Below are 24,005 nucleotides of genomic sequence, written 5' to 3'. Positions count from 1 at the left end.
GACATTGTTAGGGGCGATAAAACCCTGGTTTTGTAGAATATCAACGAAAGGATAGATCGCATGTCTGAAGTCATGAAGCATGACGTGGACGCACTGGAGACTCAAGAATGGCTAGCAGCCCTGGAGTCCGTCGTTCGTGAAGAAGGTGTAGAGCGCGCACAGTACCTGCTGGAGCAAGTGCTGGAAAAAGCGCGTCTGGGTGGAGTAGACATGCCAACGGGCATTACCACTAACTACATCAATACCATTCCTGCAGCACAAGAGCCTGCGTATCCTGGTGATACCACTCTGGAACGTCGTATCCGTGCAATTATCCGCTGGAACGCCGTAATGATCGTACTGCGTGCCTCTAAGAAAGATCTGGAACTGGGTGGCCACATGGCTTCGTTCCAATCTTCTGCGGCTTTCTACGAAGTGTGCTTTAACCACTTCTTCCGTGCAGCTAACGAAACAGACGGCGGCGACCTGGTGTACTATCAGGGCCACATCTCTCCGGGTATCTACTCTCGTGCCTTCGTTGAAGGTCGTCTGACTGAAGAGCAACTGGATAACTTCCGTCAGGAAGTCGACGGTAAAGGTATTTCTTCTTATCCGCACCCTAAACTGATGCCTGAATTCTGGCAATTCCCAACCGTGTCTATGGGTCTGGGTCCGATTGCTTCTATCTACCAGGCGCGTTTCCTGAAGTACCTGAATGGCCGCGGTATGAAAGATACCTCTGCTCAGCGTGTGTATGCATTCCTGGGTGATGGCGAGATGGATGAGCCAGAATCACGCGGTGCGATTTCTTTTGCAGCCCGTGAGAAACTGGACAACCTGTGCTTCCTGGTTAACTGTAACCTGCAGCGTCTTGACGGCCCGGTTATGGGTAACGGCAGCATCATCCAGGAACTGGAAGGTCTGTTCAAAGGTGCAGGCTGGAACGTAGTTAAAGTAATCTGGGGTAACAACTGGGATTCTCTGCTGGCAAAAGATACCACAGGTAAACTGCTGCAGCTGATGAACGAAACCATCGACGGTGACTACCAGACGTTCAAATCCAAAGACGGCGCTTACGTGCGTGAGCACTTCTTCGGTAAATACCCTGAAACAGCAGCCCTGGTTGCTGACATGACTGACGACGAAATCTTTGCGCTGAAGCGTGGCGGTCACGAGTCATCAAAACTGTACGCGGCATTCAAAAACGCGCAAGACACCAAAGGCAAGCCAACTGTTATCCTGGCTAAAACCGTTAAAGGTTACGGCATGGGTGAAGCGGCCGAAGGTAAGAACATTGCGCACCAGGTGAAGAAAATGGACATGACCCATGTTCTGCACCTGCGCGATCGCCTGGGTCTGCAAGATCTGGTGTCTGAAGATGACGTGAAGAACCTGCCTTACCTGAAACTGGAAGAAGGTTCGAAAGAGCACGAATACCTGCACGCTCGTCGTAAAGCACTGCACGGTTACACGCCTAAGCGTCTGCCGAACTTCACCCAAGAGTTCATTGTGCCTGAGCTGGCAGAGTTCAAACCGCTGCTGGAAGAGCAGAAGCGTGATATCTCAACCACTATGGGCTTTGTGCGTGCACTGAACGTGCTGCTGAAGAACAAGAACATCGGTAAGAACATCGTTCCTATTATTGCTGACGAAGCGCGTACTTTCGGTATGGAAGGCCTGTTCCGTCAAATCGGTATCTACAACCCAAGCGGTCAGACTTATACCCCTGAAGACCGTGGCGTTGTGTCTTACTACAAAGAAGACACCGCAGGTCAGGTACTGCAGGAAGGTATTAACGAGCTGGGCGCTATGTCTTCGTGGGTAGCTGCGGCGACCTCGTACAGCACCAACGACCTGCCAATGGTTCCTTTCTACATCTACTACTCTATGTTCGGCTTCCAGCGTGTTGGCGACATGGCGTGGATGGCGGGTGACCAGCAAGCACGTGGCTTCCTGCTGGGTGCAACAGCCGGTCGTACAACCCTGAACGGTGAAGGTCTGCAGCACGAAGATGGTCACAGCCACATTCTGGCCAACACTATCCCGAACTGTATCTCTTACGACCCGACGTTCGCGTACGAAGTGGCCGTTATCATGCAAGACGGTATCCGTCGCATGTATGGCGATCAGGAAAATGTGTTCTACTACCTGACGCTGATGAACGAAAACTACGCAATGCCAGCTATGCCGGAAGGCGCTGAAGAAGGTATCCGTAAGGGTATCTACAAGCTGGAAACTTACGCGGGCGATAAAGCGAAAGTTCAGCTGATGAGCTCAGGCACCATCATGACTGAAGTACGTAAAGCCGCTCAAATCCTGAGCGACGATTACGGCATCGCGTCTGACGTCTTCTCTGTAACCTCATTCAACGAACTGGCCCGTGACGGTCAGGACGCAGAGCGTTACAACATGCTGCACCCGGAAGCTGAGCAGAAAGTCACTTACATCGCGGAAGTGATGGGTACTGAACCTGCCATTGCAGCAACTGACTACATGAAGAACTATGCGGATCAGGTGCGTGCCTTCATCCCGGCTGAATCTTATAAAGTGCTGGGTACTGATGGCTTTGGCCGTTCTGACAGCCGTGAGAACCTGCGTCGTCACTTCGAAGTGAACGCTGGCTACGTGGTTGTTGCAGCTCTGAACGAGCTGGCCAAGCGTGGTGATGTTGAGAAATCTGCCGTTGCGGAAGCAATCAAGAAATTCAACATCGATGTCGACAAGATCAACCCGCTATTCGCGTAAGAGGCAATAAATAATGGCAATCGAAATTAATGTACCTGACATCGGTGCTGATGAGGTTGAGGTTACTGAAATCCTGGTCAGCGTTGGCGACAAGGTGGAAGAAGAGCAATCTCTGATCACTGTTGAAGGCGACAAGGCTTCTATGGAAGTACCGGCTTCTCAGGCGGGTATCGTAAAAGAAATCAAAGTAGCGGAAGGCGACAAAGTGTCTACCGGTTCTTTGATCATGATCTTCGAAGCGGAGGGTGCGGCGCAAGCGGCACCTGCTCCAGCTGCAGAAGCCGCGCCTGCTGCAGCCCCTGCCGCTCCAGCCGCCGCTGAACTGAAAGAAGTTCACGTGCCTGATATCGGTGGCGACGAAGTTGAAGTCACTGAAATCATGGTGGCGGTTGGCGACAGTGTTGAAGAAGAGCAGTCTCTGATCACGGTTGAAGGCGACAAGGCTTCGATGGAAGTACCGGCGCCATTCGCGGGCACGGTAAAAGAAATCAAGATCGTATCCGGTGACAAAGTGTCGACGGGTTCTCTGATCATGGTCTTTGAAGTGGCCGGTTCTGGTGCAGCAGCACCGGCTCCAGCGGCTGAAGCAGCTCCTGCTCCGGCAGCAGCACCAGCCGCGGCGGCTGACAAAGAAGTGAACGTACCGGATATCGGTGGTGACGAAGTTGAAGTGACTGAAATCATGGTTGCCGTTGGCGACATGGTGGAAGAAGAGCAATCTCTGATCACAGTGGAAGGCGACAAAGCTTCAATGGAAGTGCCTGCACCATTCGCGGGTAAAGTGAAAGAAATCAAGATCGCGAGCGGCGACAAAGTCTCGACCGGCTCTCTGATCATGGTATTCGAAGTGGCTGGTGCCGCTCCGGCTGCAGCACCTCAGGCCGCAGCACCTGCTCCGGCAGCAGCAGCACCAGCGGCGGCTCCGGCTGCGAAAGCTGAAGCTCCTGCAGCGAGTGGCGATTTCGTTGAAAACAACGAATACGCACACGCTTCTCCGGTTGTTCGTCGTCTGGCTCGCGAGTTTGGTGTTAACCTGGCGAAAGTCAAAGGTACCGGCCGCAAGAACCGCGTTCTGAAAGAAGACGTTCAGAGCTATGTGAAAGACGCGCTGAAACGCCTTGAGTCTGGTACAGCAGCTTCTGCATCCGGTAAAGGTGACGGTGCGGCACTGGGTCTGCTGCCTTGGCCGAAAGTAGATTTCAGCAAGTTCGGCGAAACGGAAGTGAAGCCGCTGTCTCGCATCAAGAAGATCTCTGGCGCCAACCTGCACCGTAACTGGGTGATGATCCCGCATGTTACTCAGTGGGATGACGCAGACATCACAGCGCTGGAAGCTTTCCGTAAAGAGCAGAATGCGATTGAAGCGAAGAAAGACACAGGCATGAAGATCACCCCGCTGGTGTTCATCATGAAAGCTGTTGCCAAGTCTCTGGAAGCCTTCCCGGCGTTCAACTCTTCTCTGTCTGACGACGGTGAGAGCCTGATCCTGAAGAAATACGTTAACATCGGTATTGCGGTAGATACACCAAACGGTCTGGTTGTGCCTGTGTTCAAAGACGTGAACAAGAAAGGCATCTACGAGCTGTCTGAAGAGCTGATGGTGGTCTCTAAGAAAGCCCGTGCCGGTAAACTGACGGCTGCTGACATGCAGGGCGGCTGCTTCACTATCTCAAGCCTGGGTGGCCTGGGTGGTACGGCATTCACTCCAATCGTGAATGCCCCTGAAGTGGGCATCCTGGGTGTGTCTAAGTCTGAGATGAAACCAGTATGGAACGGCAAGGACTTCGAACCTCGCCTGATGCTGCCGCTGTCACTGTCTTACGATCACCGTGTGATCGACGGTGCTGAAGGTGCACGCTTCATTACTTACCTGAACGGCATGCTGTCCGACATTCGTCGTCTGGTGCTGTAAAAGGTGTGACCCGAGATTCCTTGCCCGTATGAACGGGCAAGGAATTGTTGCCTGGCTCACAGGGAATGCCATTTTCCTTTTCAGGGTGATAACAGGTCTGTAAACTGTTGCGCGGTCTGAAAATAAAAAAATAACGCATTCTGCCTTACAGCCAGTTAGGGATAGATGACTTACAACGAGGTCAATAATGAGTAAAGAAATTAAAGCCCAGGTCGTAGTTCTAGGCTCAGGTCCTGCCGGTTACTCTGCCGCTTTCCGTTGCGCAGACTTAGGTCTGGAAACGGTTCTGATTGAAAAATACAGCACTCTGGGTGGCGTGTGTCTGAACGTGGGTTGTATCCCATCGAAAGCACTGCTGCACGTGGCGAAAGTCATCGAAGAAGCTAAAGCCATGGCCGATCACGGCGTGGTATTTGGTGAGCCACAAACCGATATCAACAAGATCCGCATCTGGAAAGATAAAGTCATCAACCAACTGACCGGTGGTCTGGGTGGTATGGCGAAAATGCGTAAAGTGACTGTCGTGAACGGCTACGGTAAATTTACCGATCCGAACACTATCGTTGTAGAAGGCGAAGAAGCCACTACGGTGAAATTTGACAACGCTATCATCGCAGCCGGTTCCCGTCCGATTGAACTACCTTTCATCCCGCATGAAGATCCGCGTATCTGGGACTCAACAGACGCGCTGGAACTGAAAGAAGTACCAGAAAAACTGCTGGTCATGGGCGGCGGCATCATTGGTCTGGAAATGGGTACTGTGTATGACGCACTGGGCTCTCAGATCGACGTCGTTGAAATGTTTGATCAGGTGATCCCTGCGGCAGACAAAGACATCATCAAAGTCTTCACCAAGCGTATCAGCAAGAAGTTCAACCTGATGCTGGAAACCAAAGTGACTGCGGTTGAAGCGAAGGAAGACGGCATTTACGTGTCAATGGAAGGCAAGAAAGCACCGGCTGAGCCTGTTCGTTACGACGCGGTTCTGGTGGCGATCGGCCGTACACCAAACGGTAAGCTGATCGACGCTGAGAAAGCGGGCGTGGCGGTTGATGAGCGTGGTTTCATCAACACCGACAAGCAAATGCGTACCAACGTGCCACACATCTTCGCGATTGGCGATGTGGTGGGTCAGCCAATGCTGGCACACAAAGGTGTGCACGAAGGTCACGTAGCGGCAGAAGTGATTGCCGGTAAGAAGCATTACTTCGACCCGAAAGTGATTCCTTCAATTGCTTATACTGAGCCTGAAGTTGCCTGGGTGGGTAAGACAGAGAAAGAAGCGAAAGCAGAAGGCATCAACTACGAAGTTGCTACTTTCCCATGGGCCGCTTCTGGCCGTGCGATCGCGTCTGACTGTGCTGACGGCATGACCAAGATGATCTTCGACAAAGACACTAACCGTGTTATCGGTGGTGCTATCGTAGGTACTAACGGCGGTGAACTGCTGGGCGAAATCGGTCTGGCTATCGAGATGGGTTGTGATGCCGAAGACATCGCACTGACTATCCATGCTCACCCGACTCTGCACGAGTCTGTGGGTCTGGCTGCGGAAGTGTTCGAAGGTTCGATCACTGACCTGCCAAACGCCAAAGCGAAGAAGAAAAAGTAATTTTTTACCTTTTCTGACTGCATGAAAAAAGCGCCCTTGAGGCGCTTTTTTACGTTTCGAACCAGAGTAATGGCATTCGGTTCCTCCCTCCTCGTAGAGGGAAACGCCAGGAAAAGGAATTCAGGCTCGCTGTTTTTGTTTCTCCCCCTCGTAGAGGGGGAGGTGAGAAGGGAGTGTTCTGGACACGGCGCTTGAAGGCATGCAGATCTGATTACTGTTTAAAGCTGCTGACCATACGCTCCAGACGGAGCGACAAAGCGTGCAGATTCTGACTGGACGTGACCATCTCATTCGCCGTGTCTGAGGTACGCTGGGTATTCTCGTTGATATCTTCGATATTGATGTTGATATCAGACACAACGGTGGACTGCTCCTCGGTTGCGGTGGCGACCTGGGTGTTCAAATCGGAAATCTGCAGGATCTGATCGTTGATGAGCAGCAGTGCTTTGGTGGCATCATCAGCGGCCTGGGTGCCGGCTTCGGTTAATTGCTGGCTGTTCTGCATCGCCTGGACGGCGTGTTGCGCTTCCTGCTGCAGGCGGTTAATCATGGTCTGGATTTCATCAGTTGAGGCCGCAGTGCGGCTGGCCAGGTTACGTACCTCGTCGGCGACCACGGCAAAGCCCCGTCCTTGTTCGCCGGCCTGCGCAGCTTCAATCGCGGCATTGAGTGCCAGCAGGTTGGTCTGCTCGGAGACGCCGCGAATCACTTCCAGAATACCGCCAATGGCGACGGTATTATCTGCCAGTGTCGCGACCACTTTTGCCATGTTGTGCATATCGCCGGCCAACTGTTCAATGCTGTCCTGGGCGCTCTGGACCACTTGCTGACCATTGCTGGTGGCCGAGGTGGCCTGCGAAGCGGATTCCGCCGCATAAGCCGCATTACCGGCAATCTCATTGACGGTGGCGCCCATCTGATTAATGGCTGTGACCACCTGCAGGGTACGATCACGCTGATTCTGGCTGTGATCCAGTGTGGCTTGTGCCTGAGCAGAGACTTGCTCGGCGGCCTCACGGAGCTCTGTGCCCGTGGCAGCGACGTCGACAACCAGTGCATGGATCTTGCTGGCAAAGGCATTGAAACCATTGGCCAGTTCAGCAATTTCGTCTTTACCTGACACAGGAATGCGTCGGCTCAGATCGCCATCACCTTCGCCCAGTTCGCGGAAGGTATCAGCGGCCTGGCGGATCGGCCGGGTGATGGTCTGGCTCAGGTATACCGCCAGGCCAATAAATGCCAGGGTGGTCAGGACAGCCAGAAGCATCACATAATTGCGGGTCTCATTTAACTGGGCAAACACTTCTTGTTCAGGCACCTGAGCAATCACAAACCAGTCCATCGCCGGAATATAGCTGGAAGCCAGCAGCAGCTTCTGACCCTGGTAATGGGCGGTAAACAGATTGAAAGGGCTCTTTTCCAGTAACACCCGGCTGTCTGAACCAAAGCGATCGGTAAAAGGCGTTTTTTCCGGGTTGCGGTTGTTCGGATCAAGCTGCACCACGCCGCGTGCATCCGTCAGTACCACAAAGCCGGTTTGCTCCAGTTTGAACTGCGAGAGCAGATTAGCCATATCATTGAATGAGCGGGAAAAGCCGGACATTCCTGTGCCGTTCAGCTGCTGGTAATTGACAAAAAGTTTCAGCTCACCGTTCGCTTCCCTGAACACCTGGGTCATTCTTGACTTGTTGCTATCACGGAAGTTGTAGAACCAGCTATCCTGAGTACGATTCAGGCGGCGCAGGAATCCGTTCTGGTTCCAGTAATCCCCGGTTTCCCGGTTGGCAATAGAGGCATCGTTCAGACCATACTGGCGCTTGAGGCTGTTGAGCTGGTCAATAAGCTGCTGTTCGTCGTCGGCGCTGACAGGCTGCGTCAGCAGGTTTAGCATGGCCGTATTGTTTGCCAGCTGTTCAGTGGCGTTTTGCAGCAGCCTGACTTCTGATTCCACTTGTCCGCTGAACTGGGCCAGCCGGGTAGGCAGTTCATTGCTGAGCAGTCGCGACTGAATAATGTCCTGCGAGGTGCTGAGACTGAGGTAACTGACTAATGCGCTTGAGGCAATGACGGCTATGCTCATTGCCAGTGTAAGTTTTTGCCTGATGGAAAGCTGCTTGAGGTTCATGCATCAATTCTCTGTTGCTACCGGGATTTCTGCGGTATAAGTGTGCGAATTAATTGTCTTTTTTAGCCGGTGTCACCCACATCGGCTCAGTGATCAACATGGTGTTTTTAAAGGGATGTTTCGTTTTTTTGCATTATTTATTGTGATATCGGCCGTATTTACTTCAGCTTTAGTGAAAGCGGAGCAAAAAAATGCTGATCGCCTGAAGGTCGGACTTGTCCTCGGCGGTGGCGGTGCCAAAGGGGCGGCCCATGTCGGGGTGCTGAAGGCGCTGGAAGAGCTGCAGATCCCGGTGGATTACATTGTGGGGACCAGCATGGGCGCTTATGTCGGGGGCTTGTATGCATCGGGAATGAGCGCCGATGAGGTTGAAGCCATCCTCAATACCGTGGACTGGGAGTCGGGTTATGAAGACAGGGTGCAGCGCAGTGAGCGGCGGGTTCGTGAAAAGCAGCAAGAGGACAGGTTCCAGATAGTCATGGATCTGGGGTTTAAATTCTGGGAGATCAAAGTGCCGAAAGGGTTTGTACAGGGACAAACCATGGGCGAGATACTGCGTACCACATCCGGCAATTTGCCCTGGATGGTCAGCTTTGATGCCTTGCCTGTACCATACCGTGCGGTTGCCACTGATATTGAAAATCTTAAACCCGTTGTGTTGTCCGGTGGCGATCTGGCTGAGGCGATGCAGGCGAGTATGTCTGTTCCCGGTTTGCTGCCACCTGTGATGCTGGAAGGCAAATTGCTGGTGGATGGCGGCATCACCAATAATCTGCCCATTTCTGTGGTGAAGGAGATGGGCGCCGATCTGGTGATCGCGGTTGATATCAGTAACGATTTCAAAACTGCCGATGAGCTGAGCGACTATCTGGTGGTCATGGATCAGCTGACCGATTTTATGGTGCGGGATAATTCTGCCCGGCAGGAAGCACAGTTGTCCGATACCGACCTGTTGCTGCGTCCTGATGTCCGGGGCATCAGCACCACAGACTTTCACCGCATGCCGGAAGCCTTTGACAGCGGTTATCACAGTGTTCAGGCTGTGCGCTTCCAGCTGTCAGAACTCGGCAACGCCAGTATTTATCAGACATATATTGATTACAAACAGACTGCCCGGCGCGAGCTGGAATTTTTGGAAGAAGGCCGGATCGACGAAATTGAATTGCTCAACAACAGTCCTTATGCCGATGAAGTCTTGTTAGAGCGGCTGCAACTGAAACCCGGCATGAAGGTAAATACCGAGCAGCTGGAGCAAAGTGTGCGCGATCTGTATGCGCTGGACAGGTTTGAACGGGTAGATTACAGGTTTGAGCGTTTAGGCAATCGCCATATATTGATCTTTGAAGTGAAGGCCAAAAGCTGGGGGCCCAACTTTATCGACATGCGCTTCGCCTTAGAAGATGATTTTGCCAATAATACCGACTTCTCCATTGGGTTGGGGTTAACGGCGACCGGTCTGTCAGAGAAAGGGGCTGAATGGCGCAACGAACTCGAATATGGCTCTGATAAGCGTATCGCCAGCGAACTGTATGTGCCTTTTACCAGCGATCAGGAATGGTTCGCCGTGATGGGCATCGACTACGATGTAACTAATACCCATGTCGCTGTTTCGGGGGAAGAACCGAGCCTGAAGAACATTGATGATTTTCTTGCTGCGCGCTTCATTGATGTGAGTATCGACAGCTCACTGGGGTGGCAGCCTGCCCTTTGGCAAGAGTTCAGGCTGGGTTATCTGTTTGGCAACGGAGAGACACAATTTCCCGGTATTCTGAATTTGGGCGATCAGGATCGCAGCAGCCGGCGTCTTTATCTGAGGTACAACCTTGATACCCTGGACGATTTCACCCTGCCGAACAATGGCCACTTTTTTCTCGCCGAGATTGCCTCTTCGGATGACAGTGTGCGTTTTCAGGGTGAGCACAGTGCAGACACATCTTTGCATTTCGATTTGGGCTGGAAGGGAGCGTACACTTTTGGCCGCCATACCTTGATGGGCAAGGCGGAATACGGCAACGTGCATTCCGATGAGGATTTACGGCTAGATCCCAAAGAGCTGGGTGGTTTCCTGAATCTATCCGGCATACCGAAAAACAGTTTGTCGGGTAACAATAAAGTATTTTCTGCCCTGGTGTACCGATACCATCTGCTGGATAACGACTTTGGCCTGTTTAACTCAGCGGTGTATCTGGGGGGCTCTGTCGAATGGGGCGGCGTGTTCAATAATCCCAATCTTTCTGTCTCAGAAATACCGGGATACTATGCAGGTAGCATATTCACTGGTATTACTACGCCATTTGGGCCATTCATTCTGGCTTATGGCAGGACGGAAGAAGATTTAAGTTCTTTCTATCTGTTTTTTGGAGGAGCCCTGTAATACTGGGATTTTTCCTGTTTTGTGAATGTTGTAAAAGTCCGCCTGATTTTAATGTTTAGTTAAAAATGGTATGCTCCGTAACCGGTTTTGGTCTCTCCTGCACGTCAAAAAGGTCTGAATCAAGTCAAGCATAATGCGTGCGTGATAACCGGAGAGGGCAATCACTTCCAAGGATGTTTAGCCGGTTGGCTAAACCGAAAAATGAGGAATATGTCGTGCTTGAAGCCTACCGTAAACACGTCGAAGAGCGTGCTGCTGAAGGGATTGTCCCTAAGCCTCTGGATGCCGAGCAAACTGCTGCTCTGGTTGAACTTCTGAAAAATCCACCTGCAGGCGAAGAAGCCTTCCTGGTCGACCTGCTGGAAAACCGCATCCCGCCAGGTGTTGATGAAGCTGCATACGTGAAAGCGGGCTTTCTGGCCGCGATTACCACAGGTGAAGCGACTTCTCCCATTGTCAGCAAAGAAAAAGCGGCTGAATTGCTGGGCACCATGCAAGGTGGTTATAACATTGAGCCCCTGATCAGCCTATTAGACAATGCCGAACTGGCACAGATTGCGGTGAAAGCCCTGTCTCATACGCTGCTGATGTTCGATGCTTTCTATGATGTCGAAGAAAAAGCAAAAGCCGGCAATGAATTCGCCAAGCAAGTGCTGCAATCCTGGGCGGATGCCGAGTGGTTCCTGTCTAAGCCTGAACTGGCTGAAAAAATTACCCTGACTGTTTTTAAAGTCACCGGTGAAACCAATACCGATGACCTGTCGCCGGCGCCTGATGCCTGGTCTCGTCCGGATATTCCTCTGCACGCGCTGGCGATGCTGAAAAATGAACGTGACGGTATTGAACCGGATCAAGCCGGTTCAGTTGGTCCGGTGAAACAAATTGAAGCCCTGAAAGAGAAAGGGCATCAGCTGGTTTACGTCGGTGATGTGGTCGGTACGGGTTCATCCCGTAAATCGGCGACTAACTCCGTACTCTGGTTCATGGGCGATGATATTCCGAATGTCCCCAATAAGCGCGCTGGCGGTTATGTACTGGGCGGTAAGATTGCGCCTATCTTCTTTAATACTATGGAAGATGCCGGTGCACTGCCGATTGAAGTGGATGTGACGGCGCTGAACATGGGTGATGTGATCGACGTTTACCCATTCAAAGGTGAAGTGCGTCGTCACGGCAGTGATGAAGTGGTCTCTACCTTCTCGCTGAAAACCGACGTGCTGATTGATGAAGTGCGTGCCGGCGGCCGTATTCCGCTGATCATCGGCCGTGGTCTGACTGACCGTGCCCGTGAGTGTCTGGGCCTGGAAGCGTCGACGGTATTCCGTCGCCCGCAGCCAGTGGCAGATTCTGGTAAAGGGTTTACCCTGGCTCAGAAAATGGTTGGTAAAGCCTGTGGCGTTGAAGGTATCCGTCCGGGCACCTACTGTGAGCCTAAGATGACCACAGTGGGCTCTCAGGACACCACAGGTCCTATGACCCGTGATGAGCTGAAAGACTTGGCCTGCCTGGGCTTCTCTGCTGAGCTGACCATGCAGTCATTCTGTCACACCTCGGCTTATCCTAAGCCAGTTGATGTCAACACCCACCATACGCTGCCTGACTTCATCATGAACCGTGGCGGTGTCTCGCTGCGTCCTGGCGACGGTGTGATCCACTCCTGGCTGAACCGCATGCTGCTGCCTGATACTGTCGGTACCGGTGGTGACTCGCACACCCGTTTCCCTCTGGGAATTTCGTTCCCGGCCGGTTCTGGTCTGGTGGCGTTCGCTGCGGCAACCGGTGTGATGCCGCTGGATATGCCAGAGTCTATCCTGGTGCGCTTTAAGGGCGAAATGCAAGAAGGTATCACGCTGCGTGATCTGGTGCATGCCATCCCTTACTACGGTATCAAACATGGTCTGCTGACCGTAGAGAAAGCCGGTAAGATCAACGAATTCTCCGGCCGCGTGCTGGAAATTGAAGGTGTTGAGCACCTGACGGTTGAGCAGGCTTTTGAGCTGTCTGATGCCTCGGCAGAGCGCAGTGCGGCGGGTTGTACAGTAAAACTGTCGCAGGAGTCTGTGGCTGAGTATCTGGAATCCAACATTGTGATGCTGAAGTGGATGATTGCCGAAGGTTATGGTGATCGTCGTACCATTGAACGCCGTATTACTGCGATGCAGGAATGGCTGGATAATCCGTCTCTGATGGAAGCAGACAAAGACGCCGAATATGCTCATGTGATCGAAATCGATCTGGCTGAGATCAAAGAGCCAATTCTGTGTGCGCCTAACGATCCGGACGATGCACGCCTGCTGTCTGATGTGCAGGGTACGGAAATCGACGAGGTCTTCATCGGTTCCTGTATGACTAACATCGGCCATTTCCGTGCCGCCGGTAAGCTGCTGGATAAATTTGGTGGCCAGCTGAACACGCGTTTGTGGGTGGCACCACCCACTAAGATGGACCGTGATCAACTGACTGAGGAAGGTTATTACGGTATCTTCGGTCGTGCTGGTGTTCGTATAGAAACGCCGGGATGTTCGCTGTGTATGGGTAACCAGGCGCGTGTGGCTGATAAAGCAACTGTGATGTCGACCTCTACCCGTAACTTCCCGAACCGTCTGGGGACAGGTGCCAATGTGTACCTTTCTTCAGCTGAGCTGGCAGCGGTGGGTGCTATCCTGGGTCGTATCCCGACTGTGGAAGAGTACATGGAGTACGCCAAGCAGATTAATGCAACGGCAGCAGATACTTACCGTTATCTGAACTTCCACCGTATGGGTCAGTACACTAAGCGTGCGGATGAAGTGATTATCCAGGCTGCGGTGTAATCATACCCGACCAGAATAGATACTTGTGAATAAGACAGGGAGCCAATGGCTCCCTGTCTTTTTTTGTCTTTTTATCCTTATGTCTTTTGTGTTGCGCTACGTTTCGCCGTGTGCCTTCTAAGCCTGTGGCTCGGCAAGGTTGTGACTTCCCACACACGCCTTATAGGCAGTTCATAGCGGCTTCAGGTTGCATTTTTACCGGGTTCCTGACAAGGTGCGCGGCGGAATTATTCCGTCTTCCTTCACTGAATGCAGTATGCGGACAATAGTTAAGTAAGATGGCGCCTGACGGCAGACACCAATCACTAATCACAATAATAAAGGGCAGGTATGGACTACGAATTTAAGAAAAACATGCTGGATGGCAGCTATCATGTGGTTTTTTCTATGGGACATGAAGCGCTTGGCCGCTGGCTGGTGGAAGAAGTGCAGGCTGATGAGGCAAAGATAGCCTTGATCCTGAATCAACTTGGTGCATTAAAGGGTACGACGAGCGAGTGGCGGTTAAGCGGGGAAGAAATGACACTGATCCTGGAGGATAACGAAGCCATTGTTCAGGCTAATTATTTGTTTTTTCAAGATGAAGAGCAGCTTGATGAAGACATGAGCCATTATGACGATGAAGCGGTTTCTTTGTGTGGATTTGAGGATCTTGAGCAAGTCTTGCATGCTTGGCGTGCATTCACTCGCGGACGATAGGCGTCAGATTCAGTGTAAATTCCTGCTTTGCTTCTTTTCGGGGAATTAACCGCACCACTATGGTGCGGTTTTTTTGTGCAATTTTTATGTTTATTAATTAAGTTAATGTTTATTAAGGCTTTTTAAAGTTGGCACGAAGCTTGTTTATTAATCTGTGTATGTTAGGGATGCACAGGTTTAAGGAGCAAGGTTAATGAAACTCATCAATGCAATAATCAAACCTTTTAAGTTGGATGATGTGCGTGAAGCGCTGGCGGACGTTGGGGTTGAGGGGATGACCGTTTCTGAGGTCAAGGGATTTGGCCGTCAGAAAGGGCACACTGAACTGTACCGCGGTGCGGAATATCAGGTTGATTTTCTGCCTAAGGTCAAGCTGGAAATTGCCACTCAGGCGGAGAACCTGGAAATCATTCTTGAGGCGATTACCAAGGCAGCACACACCGGCAAAATCGGTGACGGTAAGATTTTTGTTTACGATCTGGACCATGCGGTACGTATCCGTACCGGTGAGACAGACGCAGAAGCATTATAACAACGAGATGTGATAAGAGGACGACAACCATGGAATTATCAACAACGGTGACAGAGCTGCGTTACGCGCTCGACACATTCTTTTTCCTGATCTCAGGTGCCCTGGTCATGTGGATGGCAGCGGGTTTTGCCATGCTGGAAGCCGGTCTGGTACGCTCAAAAAACACCACAGAAATTTTAACTAAAAACTTTTGTCTGTACGCCATTGCCTGCACCATGTACCTGATTGTGGGTTATAACATCATGTATGTGGATAACGGCGAAGGTGGCTGGCTACCTTCATTTGGTACCTTATTCGGTACTCAGGCGGAAGGGGCTGACCACTCGCTGGAATCTGACTTCTTCTTCCAGGTGGTCTTTGTCGCGACAGCCATGTCTGTGGTCTCAGGGGCTGTGGCCGAACGCATGAAGTTGTGGGCATTCCTGATATTCTCAGTCGTTCTGACAGCTGTTATCTACCCGGTTGAAGGCTACTGGACTTGGGGCGGCGGCTTCCTGTCAGCCGCTGGTTTTAGTGACTTTGCCGGCTCAGGAATTGTGCATATGGCGGGTGCGTCTGCGGCACTGGCTGGTGTGTTGCTGCTGGGAGCCCGTAAAGGCAAATACGGCAAAAATGGAGAAATCCTGCCAATTCCCGGTTCAAACATGCCGCTGGCGACCCTGGGTACTTTTATCCTGTGGTTTGGCTGGTTCGGTTTCAACGGCGGTTCGCAACTGATGATTTCCGACTTCGAGAATGCGACGGCTGTGGGTAAAATCTTCCTCAACACCAATGCAGCAGCGGCTGCAGGTGCTATCGCCGCACTGGCAGTGTGTAAAACCACCTGGGGTAAAGCTGATTTGACCATGATTCTCAATGGTGCACTGGCGGGCCTGGTGGCGATCACCGCTGATCCGCTGTCTCCATCACCTATGTCAGCGGTTATTATCGGTGTGATTGCCGGTGCACTGGTTGTCTTTAGTATCATCGGTCTGGACAAGCTGAAAATCGATGATCCTGTCGGTGCGATTTCAGTGCACGGCGTGTGCGGTTTCTTCGGCCTGATGGTGGTACCGTTCAGCAACACAGGTGCCAGCTTTGGTGCTCAGTTACTGGGTGCGGTTGTTATCTTCGCCTGGGTATTTGGTGCGAGTCTGGCCGTATGGGCCATCCTGAAAGCTACCATGGGGATCCGTGTCAGCGAAGAGGAAGAAATGGCCGGTATGGATTTACACGACTGTGGCATAGATGCTTACCCTGAGTTTGTCAGCGTGAAGTAATTGCTTTAAAGTTGAGCTAATTCACATAATTATCAAAAACGCTGCCAGCAGGCAGCGTTTTTTTGTGTTCATTTGTTTCAACACATTGTTGACTGAAGCAGCTACAGTATAATTGAGCGATACTGATAAACGTTATCATTCATTTTTGTATTAAGGGAATGCTCAATGAAAAAACTGTTAGCTTCTGCTGTATTACTGGGGTTGTCGGCACCTCAAATGGTTCTGGCTGCCGAAGAAGTCAACGTCTACTCTCTGCGCCAGCCGTTTTTAATTGAGCCGATGCTGAAAGAATTCACAGATGAAACTGGCATTAAGGTCAACGTAAAATTTGCCAAAGATGGCATTGCTGAAAAACTGGCTCAGGAAGGCGAATACAGCCCGGCCGATGTGATTCTGACCGTTGACATCAGCCGTCTGGCAGAATTGAGTGATAAAGGCCTGGTTCAGGCCGTTGACAGTGAAGTGATCGACAAGAATGTCCCGGCTCAGTACCGCGACTCTGACGATGAGTGGTTTGGCTTGACGTTACGTACCCGCAGTGTGTACTCGTCCAGAGAGCGTGTCGGCCGTCTGCCAGCGAGTTTTGATTATCTGGATCTGGCGAAACCTGAGTGGAAAGGCAAAATCTGCACCCGTTCAGGTAAGCACCCTTACAATATTTCTCTGGTTTCTTCGATGATTGCGCATTACGGGGAAGCAGAAACCAAAACCTGGCTTGAAGGGGTAAAAGCGAACCTGGCTCGCAAACCTCAGGGTAACGACCGAGGCCAGGTGAAAGCGGTTAAAGAAGGCCTGTGTGATCTGGCAATCGGCAATAGTTACTATCTGGGTAAAATGTTAAGCGATGAAAACCAGAAAGCGTGGGCAGAAGCGGTTTACATCAATTTCCCGGGTCAGCAGGCTAACGGTACCCATGTCAATATCAGTGGTATGGCGATGGCTAAGCATGCGCCTAATAAAGCCAATGCTCAGAAACTGATGGAATTCCTGACATCAGACAAAGCTCAGCACATGTACGCTGATGTGAACTTTGAATACCCGGTTAAAGCGGGTGTCGAGCGCTCTGAGCTGGTGGCGTCCTGGGGAGATTTCAGTGCTGATACTCTGCCTCTGGAAAAGATCGCTGATTATCACAATGCAGCAACCAAATTGCTGGATGAAGTACAGTTTGATCTGTAAGTAGAAGAAAAACAGGGGTCGGTAGGCCCCTTTTTATCGATTGTCTGGTATCTTTGGGGGCGTTTTTTTTCGCGAACCGCTTGGACGCATGTGTTGCCCCTTCGTTGGGCAAGGCTTCTCTCGTGTCAGCTCAAGGATACTAAGTTGTCGGCAATGAAAGACAGATACCCTATTTGGAAAACCAGCGGCTGGACGTTTGGTGTTTTACTGGTTTTACCCATTTTAGCCATTTTCTATACGGCACTGGGGGAATCGGATCAGGTGTTTGCACACCTGATGAGCACAGTGATGGGGACCTATACCCTCAATACACTGGTGCTGGTCACCGGCACCGCGTTACTGGCGGCTTTGTTTGGCTTGCCCGCCGCCTGGTTTATGGCCATGTGCCGGCTGCCCGGTGAAAAGTGGCTGCAATGGGCCTTAGTACTGCCACTGGCGATGCCGGGCTACATCATAGGCTACATCTACACTGACTGGTTCGACTATGCCGGACCGGTACAAATTCTGCTGCGCGATTGGTTTGGCTGGCAGAGTTATCAGGATTACTGGTTTCCGGATATCCGAACCTTAGGCGGTGCGTGTCTGGTACTGGCTTTGGTGCTATATCCTTATATCTACCTGCTGGCCCGCACGGCTTTTATGGAGCAGAGTGCCAGTTTACTGCAATCTGCGCGTTTGCTGCGCTGTTCGCCGCTGGAAAGCTTCCGGCGCATTTCTTTGCCTCTGGCTCGGCCTTCCATTGCCGTCGGCCTGTCTTTGATTGCTATGGAAACCCTGGGCGATTTTGGCACTGTCAGTTACTTTGCCGTCCATTCGCTGACAACAGCGGTATACGACACCTGGCTGGGCTATTCCAATCTTAACGCGGCGGCAAAAATTTCAGCCATGATGCTGCTGGCTATTTTTTTGCTGATCAGCGCAGAGCGATTCAGTCGTCGCCGGCAAAAACTGTTTCAGCAGCACAGTGAGCCGAATGAAGATGTCCGTTACCGTTTGTCCGGCTGGAAGAAGGTGCTGGCACTGAGCTGGTGTTGGGGGCTGATTGGACTGGCTTTCATCCTGCCGCTGCTGCAGCTGCTCTATTATGCCTGGCAGTATTTTGCCCAGAGCTGGAACTCTGAGTTCAGACAGTTCAGCATGAACAGCCTGATGGTTGCTGTGAGTGCTGCTTTACTGGCTGTTGCTGTCGCACTGCTGGTCAATTTTTATCATCGTCTGGATGGCCGCCGTACCAGCATCGCGCCGATGCGTTTAAGTGTGATGGGCTATGCCGTGCCGGGTACTGTGCTGGCAATCGGCGTGATGATCCCACTGACCACAGCCGATCACTGGCTTAATGACTTCACTCAGTTCATGGGATGGGGACGGCCCGGACTCTTTTTCTCCGGCTCTGTGTTTGCGATGATTTTTGCCTTTGTGGTGCGTTTTGGTGCAGTAGCCGTTGGCAGTATTGAAAGCAGCCTGGCCAAAATACCTCCGTCACTGGACATGGCTGCCAAGACCATGGGGTGCGCGCCCATGTCTATGCTGAGGCGTGTACATTTGCCGCTCATCCGGCGGGGCTGCCTGATAGCGGGTCTGCTGGTCTTCATCGAGTCCATGAAGGAGCTGAACGCCGCGCTGTTACTGCGGCCATTTAACTTTGAAACTCTGGCAACCTATGTCTTCAACTATGCCTCTGATGAGCAGCTGGAGCTGGCCGCAATGCCAGCCATTCTGCTGGTGCTTGTCGGCTTGGTGCCTTTGGTTGTTGTAAACCGTTCATTGGAGCAATCACACTGATGAGTCATGCGTTATCTGTCCATAATCTGACCTGTCGTTATAACGGTCATGCTGTACTGGAAAATCTGTCTCTGGTGGTGGAAGACAATGAAATCATCTGTTTGTTAGGAGCTAGCGGCTGCGGGAAAACAACCCTGCTTAAAGCCATTGCCGGCTTATTACCGCAAGAGCAGGGTGAGTTGCGGATTAATGGCCGTACTGTGGTGGATAAAGTGAACTGGGTGCCGCCGGAGAATCGCAATATAGGGATGATCTTCCAGGATTATGCGCTGTTCCCCCATCTGACTGTGGCGGAAAATATAGCCTTTGGCCTGCGAGACTGGGAAAAAAACAATGCGCAGACCAAAGTGGAAGAAATGCTGTCGCTGGTCAGGCTGGAAAACCTTGGCCAGCGTTATCCGCACCAGCTATCTGGCGGTCAGCAACAGCGTGTTGCGATTGCGCGGGCTCTGGCTTGCGAGCCTGATCTGATATTGCTGGATGAACCGTTTTCGAATATCGACACTCAGGTTCGCCATGGGCTGATTCGGGAAATACGACGAATCTTCAAGGCGCAAGGGGTAACGGCTATCTTTGTGACTCATAGCCGGGAGGAAGCCTTTGCTTTCGCGGACAAGCTGGCAGTGATGCACAATGGCGTGATAGAACAGTTTGGTACCGCAGCGGAGCTTTACTATCAACCTTGTAGCCGTTTTGTCGCTGATTTTCTGGGGGCGGGGTCTTATTTGCCGGCCACTATCGGGCAGGATGGCTTACTGACACCCTTTGGCTGTGTTGATCTGGCAAAAGCCGTCACATTTGGCGAAGGCAGGCATGTTGAGTGGCTTGTCAGGCCACAGAACCTAAAGCTGGCACCGACCGAAGACGGTGATGGGATTATTCTGGAACAGCAGTTCATGGGCGACAGCTGCCGCTATACGGTAGACTACGAGGGGCACCACTTGATAGTGAATACCCCTATGATCCTGCAAACTGGTCAACGCGTATCCGTAGAGTTGGACTTGTACCAGCCCAGAGTACTTGCTGCTGCCAGTTAACGGCAGCAGTTATACCTGCGGGAACATTAGGCTGATGTAAGCGTCGGCCTGTGTTTGCATGCTGTTTTTATCTGGCTCAATGTTGGCGCGTAAATACAGCACGTAACATAAACCATGAAGCAGCCAGGTCAGATCATAAGAGGTGATCTCCGTACTTAGCTGACCATCCTGTTTACCCTGCTCAAAGATATTGGTCAGTTGTTTCAGGTTCGGACGGTTTGCATCAAGAAACTGCGGCCAGGTTTCAGTCCTGACAGAAGTACTCCATTCAAACCATACCTTTAACCAGTCCTGCTGTTCGATAACCGCATCAATCATATAGCCTGTGATGCAGCTCAGGTGACTATGAAGGGTATCGTGCTCTTCTCCCAGGCACAGATTCAGCAGTTCATTAAAATTTCTTTCCACCTGTGACAGAACTTGCTCAACAAGTGCCTCACGGGTAGGAAAATAATTGAAAACCGTTGCCACTGAGACATTAGCCATATCAGCAATGTCGGCATGTCCTGCTCGTCCGATACCTCGGCGGGCAAACACTTCCAGCGCACACTTGAGAAGTTGTTGTTTTCGTTTCTCAGGTGAGAGACGCGTCCTCGTTTTTTTAACTATGGTGTCCATGCTACAAATTCCCTAGCCAATCGATTTATATGCACTTTGCTTAATAACTCTACCTCAGCAATGGATTTGGTTCAATCTGATTTATACCCGTTGTGTCATATGGCTCGAATAATTGAAGCAATAACTTTTCTTGTTCAAGGATGGTAGAATAGCTTTTTAGTAATCACTGAGACCCATGTGCATGCCAAATGCGCATATGGAGAGATAAATGAAGCATACCATTGAAGTCATGATTTCTGAGCAGGATGTTCAGGCAAGGATTAAAGAGCTCGGAGAGCAGATCACCGCCTATTATCAGGGCTCAGAAAACCTTGTCATGGTGGGATTGCTGCGAGGTTCCTTTGTCTTTATGGCTGACCTGGCCCGTGCGGTTGATCTGCCGCACGAAGTGGATTTTATGACGGCTTCCAGTTACGGAAACGCGATGGAAAGCAGCCGTGATGTCCGTATTCTGAAAGATCTGGATGATGAAATCGAAGGCAAAGACGTGCTGCTGGTTGAAGATATTATTGATACCGGCAACACGCTGAATAAAGTCCGGGAAATACTGGCCCTGCGTAATCCGAATTCCATCCGTATCTGTACTTTGCTGGACAAGCCTGAGCGCCGTGAAGTCGCCGTGGATGCCGAGTGGATTGGTTTTGAAATTCCCGATGAATTTGTGGTCGGTGTCGGCATAGATTATGCGCAGAAATACCGCCATCTGCGGTTTATCGGAAAAGTGATTCCGCTGGAAGACTGATAACTCTCGGTTTTTAGCTGCGTGATGCAAGTAAAAGCGACCAGATGGTCGCTTTTACTTTATGGGTTATTCTTTGGGCAAAATCGTTGCCATTGCACTTTGGTAGGAAACTTCCAGAGACTCCCGGCTGGTGGCGGTAACGCCCAAATCCGTCAGTTTGCCGTCACCAATACCGTACACCCAGCCATGAATTTTAACTTTCTGGCCGCGTTCCCAGGCTTGTTGCATGATGGTCGAGTTGCCCAGGTTGTATACTTGCGAAGCCACGTTGATTTCACATAGCTTATCGGCCCAGGCCTCACGGGGCAGAGTCCCCAGATCGCTGCGGTGTTTAAGGTACAGATCGCGAATATGAAGCAGCCAGTTATTGATGAGCCCTAAGGGCGGATTATCAATGGAGGCTGCCACACCGCCGCAACCATAGTGGCCGCAGATAATGATGTGTTTGACCTTGAGCACATCGACAGCATACTGCACCACTGACAGGCAGTTCAGATCAGTATGGATGACCTGGTTAGCCACGTTTCGGTGCACGAAAAGCTCGCCAGAGTCCAGGCCAGTCAGGCGTTCTGCCGGAACCCGGCTGTCGGAGCAGCCGATCCAGAGATATTCTGGGTGCTGTGCTTTCGCTAGATGTGAAAAGAATTCCGGGTTTTCTGCTTTAATCTTTTCCGACCAGGAAAAGTTATTTGCAAATAGCTGTTTAATTTCTGCCATGACAACACCTTAGTTTGCTACATTGGGTTGTTTATCTTTGGTCAGGCTATGGCTGCTATGATGCGCTTGCAAAGCCAAAGATAAACAGGTCATTACTATACACTTGCGAGGCGGCTTGCAAATCCGATTTGTTGATTTTTTTACTCTTTATACCAAATAAAAAAGCGTATTGTATGAATGCATTAGAAATTACTGATTTAAACAAGGCTTATCCAGGGGTGCAGGCCCTTAAGGATATGAGCCTGACAGTCGAAGAAGGGGACTTTTTCGCTCTGCTGGGGCCTAATGGTGCCGGTAAATCGACCACGATTGGTGTGATCAGCTCCCTGGTCAATAAAACCTCCGGTCAGGTGAAAGTGTTTGGCTATGACATCGATAAGCAGTTGGTTGAAGCGAAAAATCAGCTCGGTCTGGTGCCGCAGGAGTTTAACTTCAATCAGTTCGAGACTGTCGAGCAGATAGTGATTAATCAGGCCGGTTTTTATGGCGTCCCCAAGGCGCTGGCCAAAGAGCGGGCAAAGAAGTACCTGACACAGCTGGATTTGTGGAACAAGCGCAATGAGCGTGCCCGTAGTTTGTCTGGCGGTATGAAGCGTCGCCTGATGATTGCCCGTGCCCTGATGCACGAACCCAGGCTGTTAATTCTCGATGAACCGACTGCAGGGGTGGATATCGAGCTGCGTCGTTCGATGTGGACTTTTTTACGAGAAATTAACCGTCAGGGTGTCACTATTATTTTGACTACGCATTACCTGGAAGAAGCCGAAATGCTGTGCCGTAATATCGGCATCATTAATCATGGTGAGCTGATTGAACACACCAGCATGAAATCTCTGCTGGCCAAGCTGGAGGTGGAAACCTTCATTCTTGATGTTGTCCTCAATGGCAGTAAACCTGAACTTGATGGTGTGGCATGGAAAATGCCGGATAACCACACGCTGGAAATCGACATTCACAAGGGAACAGGTCTGAACTCTGTATTCAGCCAGCTGAGTGCTCAGGGGATAGAGGTACTGTCTATGCGTAATAAAGCCAACCGTCTTGAGGAGTTGTTCGTGACGCTTGTAGCTCAGAGCCAAGGAGAGCAGTCTGCATGAGATACCAGTATTGGATTGCTTTTCAAAGTTTAATCAGTAAAGAAGTGAACCGTTTTGCCCGTATCTGGGTACAGACACTGGTGCCGCCAGCCATCACCATGACGTTATACTTCATCATTTTCGGTAGCCTGATCGGCAGTCGGATCGGTGAGATGGGCGGTTTTACCTATATGGAATACATAGTGCCCGGTTTGATCATGATGTCAGTGATCACTAACTCATATTCAAATGTGGCGTCTTCTTTCTTTAGTGCCAAGTTTCAGCACAATATTGAAGAATTGCTGGTTGCGCCTGTGCCCAACTTTGTCATTATCGCCGGCTATATTGGCGGTGGTGTACTGCGCGGACTGGGTGTCGGGGTGATAGTGACGGCTGTGTCACTGCTGTTTGTCGATTTGCAGATAGCGCACCTGGGGGTGATTATTGTCACTGTCATCATGACCTCCATCGTTTTCTCTCTGGGGGGACTGATCAACGCGGTGTTTGCCAAAACCTTTGATGATATCAGCATTATTCCCACTTTCGTACTGACGCCTTTGACCTACTTAGGCGGGGTATTTTATTCCCTCAATCTGTTGCCTGAATTCTGGCAGTGGGTGTCCAAACTCAACCCTATCGTCTACATGGTCAATGCTTTTCGTTATGGCTTCCTCGGGGTATCCGATGTCGGTATAGGCACAGCGTTTAGCGTGCTTCTGGCCTTTGTGCTTGCTTTGTACGGCCTGGCCCACTATCTGATATCAAAAGGGATAGGCTTACGCTCCTGAGTCGATACAGCGGGTT

General features: G+C 51.1%; 17 protein-coding genes. 14 read left to right on the top strand and 3 right to left on the bottom strand.

The window, feature by feature from the left end; translation table 11 throughout:
* The first annotated feature begins 60 nt into the window (after window positions 1–60).
* The 3 genes from aceE (at window position 61) to lpdA (ending at window position 6,248) form a co-directional block, all read left to right on the top strand.
* On the top strand, window positions 61–2,724 hold the full coding sequence (gene aceE, locus KCG43_RS08275; protein WP_218384316.1) for a pyruvate dehydrogenase (acetyl-transferring), homodimeric type: 2,664 nt from the start codon (window positions 61–63) through the stop codon (window positions 2,722–2,724).
* A gap of 13 nt (window positions 2,725–2,737) precedes the next feature.
* Window positions 2,738–4,636, top strand: coding sequence for a pyruvate dehydrogenase complex dihydrolipoyllysine-residue acetyltransferase (aceF, locus tag KCG43_RS08270; RefSeq protein WP_218384314.1), 1,899 nt, complete (start codon window positions 2,738–2,740; stop codon window positions 4,634–4,636).
* Between the two features lie 187 nt (window positions 4,637–4,823).
* A complete protein-coding gene (gene lpdA, locus KCG43_RS08265; RefSeq protein ID WP_192015800.1) occupies window positions 4,824–6,248 on the top strand; it encodes a dihydrolipoyl dehydrogenase in 1,425 nt (474 codons plus the stop codon).
* 211 nt (window positions 6,249–6,459) lie between these two features.
* Here the strand turns inward: lpdA and KCG43_RS08260 are convergent, their stop codons facing one another.
* Window positions 6,460–8,373 (bottom strand): methyl-accepting chemotaxis protein, encoded by a 1,914-nt coding sequence (locus KCG43_RS08260; protein ID WP_218384312.1) that lies wholly within the window; start codon window positions 8,371–8,373, stop codon window positions 6,460–6,462.
* Between the two features lie 115 nt (window positions 8,374–8,488).
* On the opposite strand from KCG43_RS08260, the gene KCG43_RS08255 reads away from it, so the two are divergent.
* The 8 genes from KCG43_RS08255 to KCG43_RS08220 all read left to right on the top strand — a co-directional run bounded on the left by KCG43_RS08255 (window position 8,489) and on the right by KCG43_RS08220 (window position 20,048).
* A complete protein-coding gene (locus KCG43_RS08255; RefSeq protein ID WP_218384311.1) occupies window positions 8,489–10,747 on the top strand; it encodes a patatin-like phospholipase family protein in 2,259 nt (752 codons plus the stop codon).
* A gap of 215 nt (window positions 10,748–10,962) precedes the next feature.
* A complete protein-coding gene (gene acnB / locus KCG43_RS08250; protein ID WP_192015905.1) occupies window positions 10,963–13,560 on the top strand; it encodes a bifunctional aconitate hydratase 2/2-methylisocitrate dehydratase in 2,598 nt (865 codons plus the stop codon).
* Window positions 13,561–13,890: 330 nt separating this feature from the next.
* Complete coding sequence (locus KCG43_RS08245) at window positions 13,891–14,259, top strand: YacL family protein (protein ID WP_192015797.1); 369 nt, start codon at window positions 13,891–13,893, stop codon at window positions 14,257–14,259.
* Window positions 14,260–14,452: 193 nt separating this feature from the next.
* Window positions 14,453–14,791, top strand: coding sequence for a P-II family nitrogen regulator (locus KCG43_RS08240; protein WP_120513354.1), 339 nt, complete (start codon window positions 14,453–14,455; stop codon window positions 14,789–14,791).
* 29 nt (window positions 14,792–14,820) lie between these two features.
* Window positions 14,821–16,050, top strand: coding sequence for an ammonium transporter (locus KCG43_RS08235; protein WP_218384310.1), 1,230 nt, complete (start codon window positions 14,821–14,823; stop codon window positions 16,048–16,050).
* A gap of 165 nt (window positions 16,051–16,215) precedes the next feature.
* Window positions 16,216–17,229, top strand: coding sequence for a Fe(3+) ABC transporter substrate-binding protein (locus KCG43_RS08230; protein ID WP_218384309.1), 1,014 nt, complete (start codon window positions 16,216–16,218; stop codon window positions 17,227–17,229).
* 153 nt (window positions 17,230–17,382) lie between these two features.
* Window positions 17,383–19,011 (top strand): iron ABC transporter permease, encoded by a 1,629-nt coding sequence (locus KCG43_RS08225; protein ID WP_192015794.1) that lies wholly within the window; start codon window positions 17,383–17,385, stop codon window positions 19,009–19,011.
* A complete protein-coding gene (locus KCG43_RS08220; RefSeq protein ID WP_192015793.1) occupies window positions 19,011–20,048 on the top strand; it encodes an ABC transporter ATP-binding protein in 1,038 nt (345 codons plus the stop codon). The genes KCG43_RS08225 and KCG43_RS08220 overlap by 1 nt, the downstream gene beginning before the upstream one ends.
* A gap of 9 nt (window positions 20,049–20,057) precedes the next feature.
* Here KCG43_RS08220 and KCG43_RS08215 read toward each other — a convergent pair whose 3' ends face one another.
* Window positions 20,058–20,666: a TetR/AcrR family transcriptional regulator gene (locus KCG43_RS08215; RefSeq protein WP_192015792.1), complete on the bottom strand. Its 609-nt coding sequence runs from the start codon at window positions 20,664–20,666 to the stop codon at window positions 20,058–20,060.
* Window positions 20,667–20,874: 208 nt separating this feature from the next.
* Here KCG43_RS08215 and hpt point away from each other — a divergent pair, with 208 nt between their 5' ends.
* Window positions 20,875–21,408, top strand: coding sequence for a hypoxanthine phosphoribosyltransferase (hpt, locus tag KCG43_RS08210; protein ID WP_192015791.1), 534 nt, complete (start codon window positions 20,875–20,877; stop codon window positions 21,406–21,408).
* A 66-nt stretch (window positions 21,409–21,474) separates the two neighbouring features.
* Here hpt and can read toward each other — a convergent pair whose 3' ends face one another.
* Window positions 21,475–22,125 (bottom strand): carbonate dehydratase, encoded by a 651-nt coding sequence (gene can / locus KCG43_RS08205; protein WP_192015790.1) that lies wholly within the window; start codon window positions 22,123–22,125, stop codon window positions 21,475–21,477.
* A gap of 173 nt (window positions 22,126–22,298) precedes the next feature.
* On the opposite strand from can, the gene KCG43_RS08200 reads away from it, so the two are divergent.
* Together KCG43_RS08200 and KCG43_RS08195 are read left to right on the top strand one after the other, a co-directional pair.
* Window positions 22,299–23,222: an ABC transporter ATP-binding protein gene (locus KCG43_RS08200; RefSeq protein WP_192015789.1), complete on the top strand. Its 924-nt coding sequence runs from the start codon at window positions 22,299–22,301 to the stop codon at window positions 23,220–23,222.
* A complete protein-coding gene (locus KCG43_RS08195) occupies window positions 23,219–23,989 on the top strand; it encodes an ABC transporter permease (RefSeq protein ID WP_218384308.1) in 771 nt (256 codons plus the stop codon). The genes KCG43_RS08200 and KCG43_RS08195 overlap by 4 nt, the downstream gene beginning before the upstream one ends.
* Window positions 23,990–24,005 lie beyond the last annotated feature (16 nt).

The organism is Photobacterium sp. WH24 (genome assembly GCF_019204055.1).
Taxonomy (GTDB): domain Bacteria; phylum Pseudomonadota; class Gammaproteobacteria; order Enterobacterales; family Vibrionaceae; genus Photobacterium; species Photobacterium arenosum.
This window is presented reverse-complemented; position numbering and strand designations above follow the sequence as displayed.